We start from the raw sequence: 14234 nt of genomic DNA, 5'->3' as shown, positions 1-14234 counted from the left end.
TAATATCTCAGTAAATAAAAAGGCATATCTAATAAAATATGCCTTTTTTACTTATAACTTATATATTAACTATCTTTGTTGCTATTTTTTCTCCAAATGAAGTGTCATGTTCTACAAATAGCATGGTGGGATTTTCACTAAGTATTAACTCTTCTATTTGCATACGAGAAATAACATCTATAAAGTTTAGTGACTCATCCCAAATATATAACTCTGCTTTTTCACATAAGCTTTTGCTTATAAGTAGTTTTTTCTTTTGTCCCTCACTCCACTCATTAATATCTTTTTCAAATTGAATATTATTAAGACCCAATTTTACTAAAGTTCTTTTAATTGACTCTACATCTATATTATAAGATTTTGCAAAATCATTTAGATTACCATTTAAATGAGATGTATCTTGACAAATATAGGATATATTCTTTACTGTTTTGATATATCCATCATGAGAAATATTTTCTCCCATTATGAGTTTAATAATGCTTGATTTTCCAGATCCATTTTTGCCACATAACCAAACTCTTTCTCCAGGTTTTATATTAAAACTTACATTTTTAAATATGTCCTTATCTCCATAGTTAACTTTTAAGTTATGAACTTCTAACACATCTATATTTGATGACTTTGATTTTGATAAGTCCAACTTTTCAGCCACATCTAAATTTTTTAGTAGTTTTGATTTTTCCTCTATGGCTTTATTTTGCCTTGTTTCTATACACTTGGCTCTTTTCATCATTTTTGCTGATTTATGTCCTATAAAACCTCTATCACAAGGTCCATTCCCCTTCTTTTTTGATTCAATTTCATAAGACCAGTTTGATTTTTGTTTTGCTGTCGTTTGTAATCTTTGTATATCCTTTTGTAATTTTTCATTTTGGGCTTTTTCAAACTCGTCTTCTCTATCTTTATTAAAATGATAAGTTGAAAAGTTTCCCTTTTGTATTTCTATATTTGCTTTGTTAATAGAAAGTATATGATCAACTACTGTATCTAAAAAATTTCTATCATGAGATATTACTATAAATCCTTTTTTACTTGCCAAGTATTTTGCCACAATTTCTCTTCCATCTACATCTAAATGATTTGTTGGTTCATCTATTAATAAAAAATGATTTTTTCTTAAAAATAACCCTACTAAAAGTAACTTTGTCTGCTCTCCTGAACTGAGTGTAGCAAAGTTTCTAGTCAGTATACTTTTATCTAGGCCAATTAAGTTTACTTCTTTTTCAATTAATTCATCTATTATATATCCATCATTATAGATATACTTTTCTAAAATTTCTCCGTAAATATCTAGTTTATCTGGTATATTACAATACTTTTCCATGTCTTCTTCGTATTTAGAAAATGGAGCTATAGAATTTCTTATAACCTCCAAGGCCGTATCATTTTTGTTACCCCCTTTAATTGGAAAGTATTCAAACTTAACCGTGGTACTAATTATTCCACTATATTCATATTCTCCCATTAGAAGTTTTAAGAAGGTTGTTTTTCCTCTACCATTTCTACCAATTAAACCTAGCTTCCAATCAGTATCTATACTAAATGATACATTTTTGAATATATCTTCTCCATGTGTATCATATTGAAAACTCAAATTATTAATATTTATTTGTGCTATGACAATCATCTCCTATCAAAAGGAAAATTTATTCATATATGATTACATAAAAAAATCTTCCTCAAATTTAAGTATTTTTCTACCTTAAATCAAGAAAGACATAATTCTTCTAAGTATTTACACACAGAAATAAAGCTACATTTAGCTTGTGTTTCAGGTAATTAGAGTACTCTACATTAATCTTATCCTCAATTTAAAGTAGTTTTAGGCTCAACAAACAGAGTATTTGTAAACACTCTAAAAAACCTATTAAACTATCTATTTTGAATAAGATTATTTTCTCACTTTACCTGATCACCTCCCATATTTAATGTAATCATTATATATCCATAATAGTAAATAGTCAAATTTTATTTTGAATTTAGTTGTAATATATTTATTTTATGTTATATAATATATAGAACAAATATATTATAGTCTGGAGTGATAAAATGATATTAAATTTGGATTTTAACAGTGATGTTCCCATATATACACAGATTAAAGAAGAAATAATAAAGTCAATTGCCCGTGGAGATTTAACCATCAATGAATCTCTACCTTCTGTTAGAAATATGGCTGAAGAAATTGGTGTAAACCTTCACACCGTAAATAAATCTTATAATCTACTTAAAGATGAAGGCTATATTAATATTGATAGAAGAAAAGGTGCTATGGTAAATACATTGCCATTACCTAAAAAAGATGATAATACAGAAAAAATAAAATCTATGCTTGAACTTTTGACTGCTCAGAGTTACCTTTTAGGTATATCAAAAGAGGAATTTATAGATTTTACTAATAAATTCTTTGACGATTATGAGGTGAAAAATTATGAATAGTACCATGGCAGTTATTATAAATCTTCCAACATTATTTTTATTGTATATTATGATATATTTTACTCAATCTTTAAGTGGAAAAAGGCAGTTTTATGGAGTTAGTTTAAATAGTGATTATTTTACTAAGGATGACTTTAAAGCCTTAGACAAGAAATTTAAATTGCTAGTTACCATAGGATTTATTGTATTTGCAATAATTACATTAATATGTATTTATGTGTTTAAAGCTTATGAATTTTCCTCTATATTTCCCATATTAGTCTTTTGTTTATATCAGTTTGGTGTATTTGTCTATATCCATAACAAGGTAAAAGCTTTGAAAAAGGAATTATCAATAGAAATAAAGGATTTAGAATTAGAAAGAACTCCTCTAGTATTAGACACAGATTTTATTAATGAAAAAAATAGAATTATAAAAAAATATTCCATATTATTTATAATTCCTGTAGTTGTTACTGTGCTAATGGGAATTTATACTCTTACACAATATAATTCCATGCCTGATATTATACCCACTCATTGGGGTATAACTGGTGCACCTGATGCTTTTTCACAAAAATCCCCTACATCTGTTCTAGGACCCATAATTATGAGTGTTGGAATTGGAATTATTATTTGTATTAGTTCTATATACTCTCTAAAAACTAGAGGTAAATTAAATATTGATGATATTGCAAAAAGTAAAAAACTTCATTTAAATTACTTAAAGAAATTTGCACTTACTTTTTTCGTCCTAAATTTATCTTGTCAGGTTTTATTTATTACTATATTGATTGCTACTGCTAATGCAAGTGGAGTTAATGTTTTTGTCATGTGTACTTGTGCAATATCACTAATTTTAGCTGCAATTTACCAAACGTATTTATATTATAAATCACCTAGTAAATCAAAATCTGCTGTTTATTCAGTAGATGACGACGATAATAACTGGTTATTAGGTACTTTTTATAATAATCCTAACGACCCCTCGTTATTTGTACAAAAAAGATTTGGTGTTGGATGGACTGTAAATATAGGAAATACTAAAGGAAAATTATTATTTATTTCTCCTTTTATATTAATAATCTTTATATTAATTATTGCTTTTGGTATATAGTTAATTATACAACTAGGTAAAAAGTCGACGAATAAGTTTTCGTCGACTTTTTAGTATCTATATATTTATTTCAATTTGTTCAAATTCGTCTTCATTATTAAATCTGTTATCTATAAGATTAACTACTTTGTCATATAAATAGTCAAACAATTTACTATATAAGGATCCAAAAACATTACTTGCTATACGAAATACTATGGTATTTGTTAAACCTAGTGTTACAACTGCAGATGGTAATGCGGAAAAACTATTTACTACTGTTTGCCATTCATAAGTAGCACAAAAACCAATCATTACTCCAGCCACCAGTGGCATTATAGTTATAAGATTTTCTGGCAATATCATATAAATAAGAAAAAATGTAATGGATCCAACAATTGCAAATACTGCTCTTTTTTTACAACGTATGCTTAATTTTTCCTTAGTTGTTTGTTGAATTACTGACATACATGCAAAAGCTATCCACATGGTTTTAGGAAAATGAAAAAATTCTCCTATTAGTACTGCAGTATTTACTCCAAGGGCAAGTTTTAACTGCCATCTACTTCTCTGTGTGTTTATATCAAAACCTTTTATAACATCTAAAATAGTATTATCGTATTCTTTTTCTGCTTTTTTGTGTTTAATATAAAATATTGAGGCTACAATTATACCTCCAAGCAATAATCCAATAACACGAGATATGTATACTTCTATGCTACTAACACTATTACCATATAAAAGAAAATATGATAATATTAGCACTATGTGATTTGCATATGCCGTGTTATGACAAGTTAATACTACTATAGTTATTATTGAAGTAAAGTTAATAATAAATCCTAATACTGGATTTAATATATTTGATAAATAAGGGCTAATTGCATATATTAAGAATACTCCAATTAATGTAATTGCCGACTGTTTTATTTTGAAATCTAAATTTGCAAATCTAAAAGTTAGTATTAATATTACTGTTACAACACCTACTATACTGTTCTCTTTTCCAAAAATATTACTAAAAGACGACACTACTAAAATGCAAAATAGCATACATAAAATATTTTTAGTTATTAATGCCCCTGTATATTTTTGTTTTAGTTTTTTATCTGATTCTTCTTTTATCAAAGGTTTCAGTTGTGCTGCTCCTAGTTGCATAGCCTGATAAAAACTCATTGTTCACTCTCCTATTCTTCATTCATTATCTTATTTGCTTTTTCAATAGATGAAATCAATTTAAAAAACTCTTCATCACCTAATTTTTTACGTAACTTATATATTGGTGATAGATAAAATTCATATATCTTTTGCAACTCTTTTCTTCCCATTTCTGAAATACAAACAGAGTAGCTTCTTTTGTCATTTATATCTGGTTTTTTTGTTACATATCCATTTTTGCTTAAACTATCTATTAGTCTACTTACAATTGTTTTATTTAAGCACATTGCTTTGCTAAGTTTAATGGGTGTCATACCTTCTTCATTCTTAATAAGTTGAGACAATAAATCATATTCTTGGTTTGTTCTTTCAAGTGCTGGTGTATAACGATGCACTAATGTTCTACTAAATAATCTTACTTCATTCATTTTCATTGTCATATCTATCCAATCAAAATTATCCATTTCTTCACCTCTTTATAATATAGTTTACTTTGTTAACTATATTATATATAATATGCAATTTAGTTCACTTTGTCAACTATCTTCAGCGTACAAACTCTCAATCCAAAGTTATTTTTATACCTTAACCCTTGCATAGGCTCTACGAACATTGTCTCCAGCTCTACTTTCTAATTTATTGCCATAATAAAAAAATAGAGTTGATAAGTTGCACTAATGCACGTATTTATCAACTCTAATATAATATTTTATATTTATTTTTTAACTTTGCTACAAGCTTCTAAACATTTTCGTTCCTTTATTTTTTAATAATTTATAGACAATAAAAATACTTATAACAGTAATTATATTACCAAATATTAAAAATGTATTAATGTTGCTTATGCCTAAAATATATCCTAGTCCACAAATTAAAGCTATAAACGCTACATTAGAAATCATACTTATTATTACACTTGCTCCTCTTTTTACAACAGCTACATCACTTGTAAAATCCATTTTTGGATAAAGTAAATTAATAAATATCCCAAGTGTAGCACTAAATATTGAAATCAAAATAATTGTAAGTATTACTAAAGCTGTAGATTTTATATCAAATCCCAACCTAAATGATAAAGTCATAAAACAAATTATAGCTATGGGCATAGTTAAAATAATATTTAATAAAATCTTGCTTTTAAAAATATCCATTTCTTTAATTGGAGAAGATTTTAAAATCCATAAGTTTTTACCCTCTAAAGAAATTGAAACGCAAGCCGTATTAGTCATTATTATACAAAATAATGTTATACCTATAATTTGAAGTACTATCATCTCTTTTACTACAGCTATTTCTAATATTTGAGCAATTTTATCATATCCTATTACAACTATTGCAACAGTAAATATGAATAACATTATCATACCTACAAAAGTATTCATTACATATATTGTTGATGAAAAATATCTTTTAAATTCTTTTTTTAATAAGGCTATTACAGGCTTTGATGATTTTAGGCCTTTAAATTTATAATTATTCGTCTTGTAAGTTTCACTTAATTTGCTGTTTATCTTGTTAAAATTATTTGCAAATATATATACAAATAAAACTGTTGGAACTATGGAAATTAATACAAATGTTAATAAAGATCCTATATTATCATTTTTTAATGCATCTACAAAATAATAAGCAGGAATATATAATTTTTGTGTAGCTTCAATAATAGAACTACTATTTTGGATAAGGCTCATCATAACATTTTGTAGATTAAATGATAAAAGTAAAATTATAGCAACTAATGATAAATTTAATATTATTGATAGTAAATTATTTTTCTTACTTCTTGATGAAATATTTGTAATTATAAATGCTATAATTGATGAAATTATTGTTGGTATTAATGGTGTTGTCAAAATTAATATTATTAAAAAGGGAAAGTATAATATTCCAGTATCAACTTTTATAAAATATACTATTCCAGGTATAAGCAAAAATGGTATGGCAAATAAATAATTATTAATAACTAGCATTATAATTTTACTACTTAATATGCTAGATTGATTTATTGGTAAACTTGCTAACATTTCATAATCTTTACTTTGGAAAAGATATGAAGATGCTTTATAAATTGAAGTAAAAAATGTTGCCATTGTACATCCAATAATGCCTAAAATAAGAAGTAGTTCCATTTGGTTTATTTTAACTAAGAAATCTGATAAATAAAAACATGCCATAAAACCATAAACACTTAACATGATCACAGTAAATACTATTATCAAAACCATGCATATTGCTTTTATTTTATCATTTTTATCAGCGTATTTTAATTTATTAATTCCACTTTCATTTATTAAATTATTTTTCATTAACAAAGCTAAATTACCCATTATCAATCATCTCCATAAATATATTTTCAAGGGATTTATCACCTTTAACTTTCTCAGTTTCTCCACAAGTTACTAATTTCCCATCTTTTATTATGGCAATTTTATCACATATTTTTTCTGCTACTTCTAATACATGTGTAGAGAAAAATATGCAACCACCATGTTTACAAAATTCCTTCATAATTACTTTTAAAGTAAATGCTGCTTTAGGATCTAATCCTACAAAAGGTTCATCTAATATTAATATCTTAGGACTGTGAATTAATGCGGATATAATAGCTAGCTTTTGTTTCATTCCATGGGAATAAGATGAAATTAAATCTCCTAAGGCCTTATCTATTTCAAATTCCTTTGAGTAATATTTTATTTTTTCTTCCCTTTCTTTTTTCTCTACTTTAAATATATCTGCAATAAAGTTTAAATATCCTATTCCAGTAAGACTTTCATACAAATCTGGATTATCAGGAATATAAGCTATTTCTTTTTTACATTCTATTGGATATTTTTTTATGGATTTTGAATTTATTAGTACATCTCCTTCTTCAAAGTTGTGTATTCCAACTATGGATTTTATTGTAGTAGTTTTGCCTGCTCCATTATGTCCTATAAATCCAAATATTTCTCCTTCTTTAACATCCATGGATATATTATCTATGGCCTTTTTATTTTTATATGATTTAGTTAAATTTATTATTTTTAACATTTTATCTCCCTCTTTATATATTTTATAGTTTTTCTATCTGTTATATATAATATATAACAGATAGTATATTTGCGCAACATTTTTATAATAGTTTTTTTCATTCCAATAAATCATAATTCAAAGTTTCTAATTTTTATGTTTTGTATACAACATTAAATACTCTACTTTCTATTCGCAAGTATATAAACTATAATTATAATTAAATACAAAAGTAAATTACTAATTGGAGGAATACATATTGGAGTCACTTACTATTTATCTAATCGTTTGTCCCCTTGTCTTTCTTGGTGGATTTGTTGATTCAATTGCTGGGGGTGGTGGGTTTATTTCACTTCCTGCCTATATGATGTCTGGTTTACCTGTTCATATGGCAATTGGAACAAACAAATTAAGCTCAGCCATGGGAACTTCCCTAGCCACATATAGGTTTGCAAAAAAAGGATATATTAATTTAAAAACAGCCATATACTGTGCAATTTGTGCCTTAATTGGGTCTATGATGGGCGCAAAAACAGCCTTGTTGATTGATGATAAGATTTTCAAGTTAATTATGCTTGTTATTTTACCTATAACAAGCTTATATGTTATTTTTAATAAAAGTTTAGAGAGAAATAAAAAACAATGCAATGGTGAAGATGATTTTTCATATAAAAAAACTTTGATTATAGCTATGATTGTAGCTTTGTTTATAGGTTTTTATGATGGGTTTTATGGACCTGGTACTGGAACTTTTTTAATGATAGCTTTAACTAGTTTTGCTCATATGACTTTAAATGAGTCTGCTGGAATTACTAAAGTTATTAATTTAACTACTAATATAACTAGTTTATGTGTTTTTCTTTTAAATGGGAAAGTAATGTTTGGCCTAGGCCTTGTTGCAGGTTTCTTTGGAATTGCAGGAAATTATATTGGCACTAATCTATTTTCAGATAAGGGTGTTAAGGTTGTAAAACCTCTTATGATTGTAGTATTATCCATATTTTTTATAAAGCTTATTATGGAGACAATATAAAAATACTATGTTAATTAATAAAAAATTTTGTAGAAATCAAAAATAAAGTGGGTATCATATCTGATCCCACTTTATATATTTTAAGTATTAAAACCTTATTTTTCTCTTTCATTAAGCCAAGAAATTATATCTTTAATTACTTCTTCTTTATTTATTTCATTTAACATTTCATGTCTACCACCTTCGTATAGCTTACATAAAACCTTTTTAACACCTAAATTCACATATCTATCTTTAAGTCTAAGAACACCTTTCCCATTTTTCCCGACTGGGTCTTTATCTCCAGACATAATATAAATAGGTAAATCCAAAGGAACTTTCTTTAAGTTTTCTTTATCTTCAACTTCTTGCAAACCTTTTATATAATCATAGAAGAATCCACAAGTAAATAGCACACCACAGAAAGGATCATCTATATACTTTTGTACTTCTTTTTCATCTCTACTTAGCCAATCAAAGTCAGTTTTAGATGGTTTAAATCCTTTGTTATTTCCACCAAATATTAAATTGTCCAACTTTTTACTTCTATGTCTTCTTCCATGTTTTTTTATTTCAGATTTTGATATTAATTGAGCTACTTTTAAAATCTTACCCTGTTTACCGTTTGATCCAGATAGTATTAGACCTGCTAAATTGTCACCATATTCCATTATATATCTTTGACTAACAAAAGAACCCATACTGTGTCCAAATAAATATATTGGCAAATGAGAATTTTCTTCCTTAATTATGTTAGTAAGAATATTCATATCTTCTACTAAACATGTAAATCCATCTTTTTCTGCTAAATATCCAATATTATCTATAGTTTTAGCTGTTATACCGTGACCTCTATGATCATTTATATAAACAACATAACCATTTTTAGTTAGTTCTTGTGCAAATTCTTTATATCTAATTGCTGTTTCTGACATACCATGAGCTATTTGTACCACTGCTTTTGGTTTTATGTTTTCACTTGTATATTTATAAACATGTATATTTAAATCTTCTTTTCCTTTAAAATAAAATTCTTTACACTTCATTATTTTACCTCATCTAAATATGTTTTTAAGAGTATTAAAATGATCATTTTAATACTCTTTTACTTATTTTACTACTTTATGCAATTAGATACTTCTGTGAAAATCACGCCTAGTCCATATGCCCCTGCATCTGGATGACCTAAGCTTCTCTCTCCAACTGTTCCTGCACGTCCCATACGTGCTACTATTTTTTCTGTAGATTTGGCACCATCTATAGCAGCTTTTGCGCCAAGCTCAAAGGCTTTTTTAAAAGTATGATTTTCTTTTGCACTTTTGGTCCAAGCATCTGCACAAGGAGCTAGGGCATCTATAAGAGTCTTATCCCCAACAACTGCACCACGTCCAAATGATCTCTCACCTGTAGCTTGAATTCCTTTGACTGAAGCTTGCATCATATTGGCGAAATCTTTTATATTTAACTCTTGTTTATTTCCTACTTCTCTAGAAGCTGCTCTAAAAGCAGAGCCCCATATAGGACCTGACGCTCCTCCACAATGCTCCATTATAACCATAGAACAGTCATCTAGGAATTTGCTTATAGTTAAGTTATCCTGTAATAATATTTCCTTCCACTCTCTTTTTAATTGTTTAAATCCTTTTGCAACACTCATACCAAAGTCTCCGTCACCTGCAAAAGAGTCTAGTTCACAAAATGGAACTTCGTTTTCTATTATTACTTCACTCATTTTGTCCACTATATATATCATATTGTCTAGTGTTATTTTTTCATCAACTACATGTGCCATTTCTTCTTTTGATTCAACTTCAAAAGATGTAAGTGCAAGCTCTTCATTTGTATCTAAAGGAGAATACTTAACATAGTCAACTGGTCCACTAACCTTAAAGGCTGGTGTATCACTTTCACATGATAATAATTCTTTTAACTCTTCATCAAGCTTCATTATAGACACAGATGCTCCTGCCATATCTATACTTGTCATGTAATTTCCTACAAAAGTTCTGTTTATTTTTATATTCTTCTTAGATAATTCACCTGTGACAGAGTTATTAAATAAATATAATTCTTGTAAAGGTGTTCCCCCAAATCCATTTATTAATAAGGCGATTTCATCAGTTTCATTTAACTGCATATCCTTTGATAAGGCATCCACAATTTTTCTAGCTAAGTCATCTGCTGTAGTAATTTTTTCTCTTTTTATACCTGGCTCACCATGTATACCCACACCAAATTCCATCTCGTCTTTTGCTATTTCAAATGTTGGAGTTCCTTTTGCTGGCACTGTACAAGAAGTAAGTCCAAAACCTAAACTTCTAACATTGTCAGCTGCCTTTTGTGCTACAGTTTTTACTTCTTCTAAAGACATTCCTTTTTCTGCTGCTGCACCTGCAATTTTATGAACAAACACAGTTCCTGCAACACCACGTCTTCCTACTGTATATAAGCTGTCTTCCACTGCTATATCGTCATCTACTTTTACATAATCTACAGTTATTTTATCTTCACTTGCTAAATGAGCAGCATTTTTGAAATTCATCATATCTCCACTGTAGTTTTTTATTATAAGTAAAGTACCTTTTTCACTGGCAGTAGCTTTTATCCCTTGGTAAACTTGAATTTGTGAAGGGGAGGCAAATACATCTCCACATATAGCTGCATCTAGCATTCCTTTTCCTATAAAACCTGCATGAGCTGGCTCGTGGCCACTACCTCCACCACTTATTAAGCTTACCTTATTTTTATTTATTTCCTTTTTCTTTATTATTTTATACTTTTTTACAAACTCTAACTCAGGGTGAGCTAAGGCTATTCCGTTACACATTTCCATAACAACATTTTCTGGTTTATTTATGATTTTTTTCATCTATTCCACCTCATAAGCTATATTTTAAATTTAAACTACTATAAACTGCATAAATATAAGTACCTGTTTTATAAAGCACTTATATTTATGATTTATTTTTTATATTCTATTTATTATTTTTATAGTTTTTCCCAAGTCTATCAGCAGTTATAATTGCAGCTGCCACAGCTTCTACACTTATAGGGAATGGCATAGAATGTACTGATTCTTCTGGTATACAAGATTTTGCTGCAACTTCCATTAACTCTTCTTCACTTATTTCATCTACCCCTATATCTTCTAAACAAACTGGTAAACCTACTTCCACACAGAAGTCTAATACTTGATTTATTTCTTCTTCAGATGCATTTTCTAGTACTAACTGAGCCAAAGTACCAAAGGCAACTTTTTCACCATGGAAATACTTATGTGTTCCTTCTAATATAGTAAGGCCGTCATGTATAGCGTGGGCTGCTGCAAGTCCTCCACTTTCAAAACCAAGTCCTGATAAAAGGATATTTGCTTCTATTATATTTTCAAGGGCTGGAGTAACTAAATTGCAATCACAAGATACTTTTGCCTTAGGTCCATCAGCAAGTAAAGTTTCGTAACATAATTTTGCAAGGGCAAAAGCAGTATTAGTACCTTTTGCTGGAGATGTTAAGTTTTCTCTTGCTCCACAAGGAAGACCAGCATTTACATTTGAATATGATGCTCTTGTTGCTCTAGCTTCAAAATAAGTTGATAAGGCATCACCCATTCCAGATACTAAAAATCTAGTAGGTGCTTTAGCTATTACAGTTGTATCTATTAATACAACACTTGGGCTTTGTTTAAAATATGCATAATCATCAAAAGATCCATCTGGAGTGTATAGTACTGCTGAATGACTAGTAGGTGCATCTGTTGCTGCAATTGTTGGAACTATTATTAAAGCTTCACCTTCAGCCACACATTTTGCAGTATCTATGGCTTTACCTCCACCAAGTCCTATTGTACAATCACAGTTATTTTCTCTAGCTACTTCTTGTAATCTTACTACTTCTTGTCTTGAGCATTCTCCTGTAAATCCACTTTCCACAAAAGTAATATTAAACTTGTCGCAAGTTTTCTCTAGTTTATCTTTTACACGATTTACATCATCTGGATGTGCTATAAGTAGTGCTGATTTTCCGAAAGTTTTTACGAAATAACCTAAATTTAATAATTCATCTTCACCTTGAACATATTTTGTTGGACATATTAATGCTTTTCTCATATTTTAATTACTCCCATCTATTTTAATTTTATTTTGTTGAAATTTTATATTTTAATTATAATATCGTTTTCCTTTTTAATCATTAGGCTTACATGTCATAAAATTACAATTTGTAATCGTAATTTTATGAACTAAAATAATAAAATTGTACTATTTCTACTTTTCGTTAAGTACTTAACTATTTTTTTACACATAAAAATAAATTGCTCTTTGTAGAAAAATTAATTTTGCCTATTATTTAAGTAAACTCTTACTAAAAAAAGCTATAAATATAATAGAGTTCATCTCTTTTATATTTATAGCTTTCTTAATATTATCATTAAATTGTTAATATTTTATTTATAAATAAAACTTATATAAATTTTCTGTGAAATCATTGATTTTTACATATTTTTATAATATTTTCTATAAACAGAAGGTGTTACTCCTTCATGTTTTTTGAAAATCTTAATAAAATAACCTGGTTCATTAAACCCAAGTTCATCACTTACTTGACTTACACTCATATCACTTTCTTCTAAAAGTTCTTTAGCCCAATTAATTTTCAATTTTGAAATATAATTAGAAAAACTATCGCCCATTTCCTTTGAAAACAATCTACTAAAATAACTTTGACTTATATGACAAACCTTCGCCATATTTTCAACAGTAATATTTTCACTTTTATTTTTGTATATATAATCAATTGCTGGCTTTAAAGTTGAACTAATTTTTTTATCACATTCATAATGTGAAACATAGGCGTCAATCATAGCATTTGATATTCCCTTTTTTAATTTCTCAATATTATCTACACTATATCCTTGGAAAAAATCTTCATCTATTTCTTTATTACTACCAATGGATTTTTTGTACATTTCTAAAATCAAATTTTTATCTAATGCTTCCTCCACTAAGTAATTACAAAGAGAAGACAACATATTAGCTATATTTTTCACTTCTTCATAAGTAAGTAAAGGCAGCTGCTCATAATATTTTTTATATTCTTCCAAAACTTCTATAGACAACGGGTCATTGGAGGTATCTACTATTTTTTCCATATCTTTAGCATAATTATCACTTAATTTAACTTGACCTGCCATTATTGCCCCCATGTACCTACCATCAATAATTATAGGCACTGCCACATCTACTATATTGTAGTGGCACAAGTAAATATATGGTTCATTTGATCTAACAGCTTCTAGCCCACCTCTAGAGTCACATTTTTGACAATATTTCACCATTTGAGGATGATTTCTTACAGATTGGCAAAACCTAGAACATTTACTATGTTTACTTATGGGATTTCCCTTATAGTCAACGGTTATAATAGCCATGTTTGTAACTAAAGATAAATTATCTTGAAGAGTTTGCCATTTTTTAAAATCTATTACTTGGTCCAAATTTATTTTTTCTTTTTTCAATTTGTAACCCTCCTCTATAATACGAT

The 14234-nt window shown here is 28.0% G+C and carries 12 protein-coding genes; 3 read left to right on the top strand and 9 right to left on the bottom strand.

What is annotated here, in order from left to right:
* Nucleotides 1–58: 58 nt before the first annotated feature.
* Nucleotides 59–1597, bottom strand: a complete 1539-nt coding sequence (gene abc-f, locus JW646_RS17570) for a ribosomal protection-like ABC-F family protein (protein WP_331478037.1) — start codon at nt 1595–1597, stop codon at nt 59–61.
* Between the two features lie 455 nt (nt 1598–2052).
* On the opposite strand from abc-f, the gene JW646_RS17565 reads away from it, so the two are divergent.
* On the top strand, nt 2053–2442 hold the full coding sequence (locus JW646_RS17565) for a GntR family transcriptional regulator (protein ID WP_148556654.1): 390 nt from the start codon (nt 2053–2055) through the stop codon (nt 2440–2442).
* Nucleotides 2435–3538, top strand: coding sequence for a DUF1648 domain-containing protein (locus tag JW646_RS17560; RefSeq protein WP_228415845.1), 1104 nt, complete (start codon nt 2435–2437; stop codon nt 3536–3538). The genes JW646_RS17565 and JW646_RS17560 overlap by 8 nt, the downstream gene beginning before the upstream one ends.
* 57 nt (nt 3539–3595) lie before the next feature.
* Here JW646_RS17560 and JW646_RS17555 read toward each other — a convergent pair whose 3' ends face one another.
* The 4 genes from JW646_RS17555 to JW646_RS17540 all read right to left on the bottom strand — a co-directional run bounded on the left by JW646_RS17555 (nt 3596) and on the right by JW646_RS17540 (nt 7705).
* Complete coding sequence (locus JW646_RS17555; RefSeq protein ID WP_228415844.1) at nt 3596–4693, bottom strand: FUSC family protein; 1098 nt, start codon at nt 4691–4693, stop codon at nt 3596–3598.
* A gap of 11 nt (nt 4694–4704) precedes the next feature.
* Nucleotides 4705–5139: a MarR family winged helix-turn-helix transcriptional regulator gene (locus JW646_RS17550; protein WP_074916324.1), complete on the bottom strand. Its 435-nt coding sequence runs from the start codon at nt 5137–5139 to the stop codon at nt 4705–4707.
* A 267-nt stretch (nt 5140–5406) separates the two neighbouring features.
* Nucleotides 5407–7002, bottom strand: coding sequence for a putative ABC transporter permease subunit (locus JW646_RS17545; RefSeq protein WP_228415843.1), 1596 nt, complete (start codon nt 7000–7002; stop codon nt 5407–5409).
* On the bottom strand, nt 6995–7705 hold the full coding sequence (locus JW646_RS17540; protein ID WP_228415842.1) for an ABC transporter ATP-binding protein: 711 nt from the start codon (nt 7703–7705) through the stop codon (nt 6995–6997). Before JW646_RS17540 ends, JW646_RS17545 begins: the two co-directional genes overlap by 8 nt.
* Before the next feature lie 238 nt (nt 7706–7943).
* Here JW646_RS17540 and JW646_RS17535 point away from each other — a divergent pair, with 238 nt between their 5' ends.
* Nucleotides 7944–8717, top strand: a complete 774-nt coding sequence (locus JW646_RS17535) for a sulfite exporter TauE/SafE family protein (protein ID WP_228415841.1) — start codon at nt 7944–7946, stop codon at nt 8715–8717.
* 95 nt (nt 8718–8812) lie between these two features.
* Here the strand turns inward: JW646_RS17535 and JW646_RS17530 are convergent, their stop codons facing one another.
* The 4 genes from JW646_RS17530 to JW646_RS17515 form a co-directional block, all read right to left on the bottom strand.
* Nucleotides 8813–9742 (bottom strand): alpha/beta hydrolase, encoded by a 930-nt coding sequence (locus JW646_RS17530; RefSeq protein ID WP_228415840.1) that lies wholly within the window; start codon nt 9740–9742, stop codon nt 8813–8815.
* 71 nt (nt 9743–9813) lie between these two features.
* Complete coding sequence (gene dhaK / locus JW646_RS17525) at nt 9814–11565, bottom strand: dihydroxyacetone kinase subunit DhaK (protein ID WP_228415839.1); 1752 nt, start codon at nt 11563–11565, stop codon at nt 9814–9816.
* A gap of 106 nt (nt 11566–11671) precedes the next feature.
* A complete protein-coding gene (locus JW646_RS17520; protein ID WP_228415838.1) occupies nt 11672–12802 on the bottom strand; it encodes a glycerol dehydrogenase in 1131 nt (376 codons plus the stop codon).
* Nucleotides 12803–13185: 383 nt separating this feature from the next.
* Complete coding sequence (locus JW646_RS17515; RefSeq protein ID WP_228415837.1) at nt 13186–14208, bottom strand: PocR ligand-binding domain-containing protein; 1023 nt, start codon at nt 14206–14208, stop codon at nt 13186–13188.
* Nucleotides 14209–14234 lie beyond the last annotated feature (26 nt).

The organism is Terrisporobacter hibernicus (assembly GCF_020809405.1).
GTDB lineage: Bacteria > Bacillota > Clostridia > Peptostreptococcales > Peptostreptococcaceae > Terrisporobacter > Terrisporobacter petrolearius.
The sequence above is the reverse complement of the archived record's forward strand: the minus strand, read 5'-3'. Positions and strand labels throughout refer to the sequence as shown.

Bases quoted from the DNA above. Each gene is read 5' to 3' on its own strand.
- JW646_RS17565 (WP_148556654.1), top strand. From the start codon at position 2,053: ATGATATTAAATTTGGATTTTAACAGTGATGTTCCCATATATACACAG.
- JW646_RS17560 (WP_228415845.1), top strand. From the start codon at position 2,435: ATGAATAGTACCATGGCAGTTATTATAAATCTTCCAACATTATTTTTA.
- JW646_RS17555 (WP_228415844.1), bottom strand. From the start codon at position 4,693: ATGAGTTTTTATCAGGCTATGCAACTAGGAGCAGCACAACTGAAACCT.
- JW646_RS17550 (WP_074916324.1), bottom strand. From the start codon at position 5,139: ATGGATAATTTTGATTGGATAGATATGACAATGAAAATGAATGAAGTA.
- JW646_RS17545 (WP_228415843.1), bottom strand. From the start codon at position 7,002: ATGGGTAATTTAGCTTTGTTAATGAAAAATAATTTAATAAATGAAAGT.
- JW646_RS17540 (WP_228415842.1), bottom strand. From the start codon at position 7,705: ATGTTAAAAATAATAAATTTAACTAAATCATATAAAAATAAAAAGGCC.
- JW646_RS17530 (WP_228415840.1), bottom strand. From the start codon at position 9,742: ATGAAGTGTAAAGAATTTTATTTTAAAGGAAAAGAAGATTTAAATATA.
- dhaK (WP_228415839.1), bottom strand. From the start codon at position 11,565: ATGAAAAAAATCATAAATAAACCAGAAAATGTTGTTATGGAAATGTGT.
- JW646_RS17520 (WP_228415838.1), bottom strand. From the start codon at position 12,802: ATGAGAAAAGCATTAATATGTCCAACAAAATATGTTCAAGGTGAAGAT.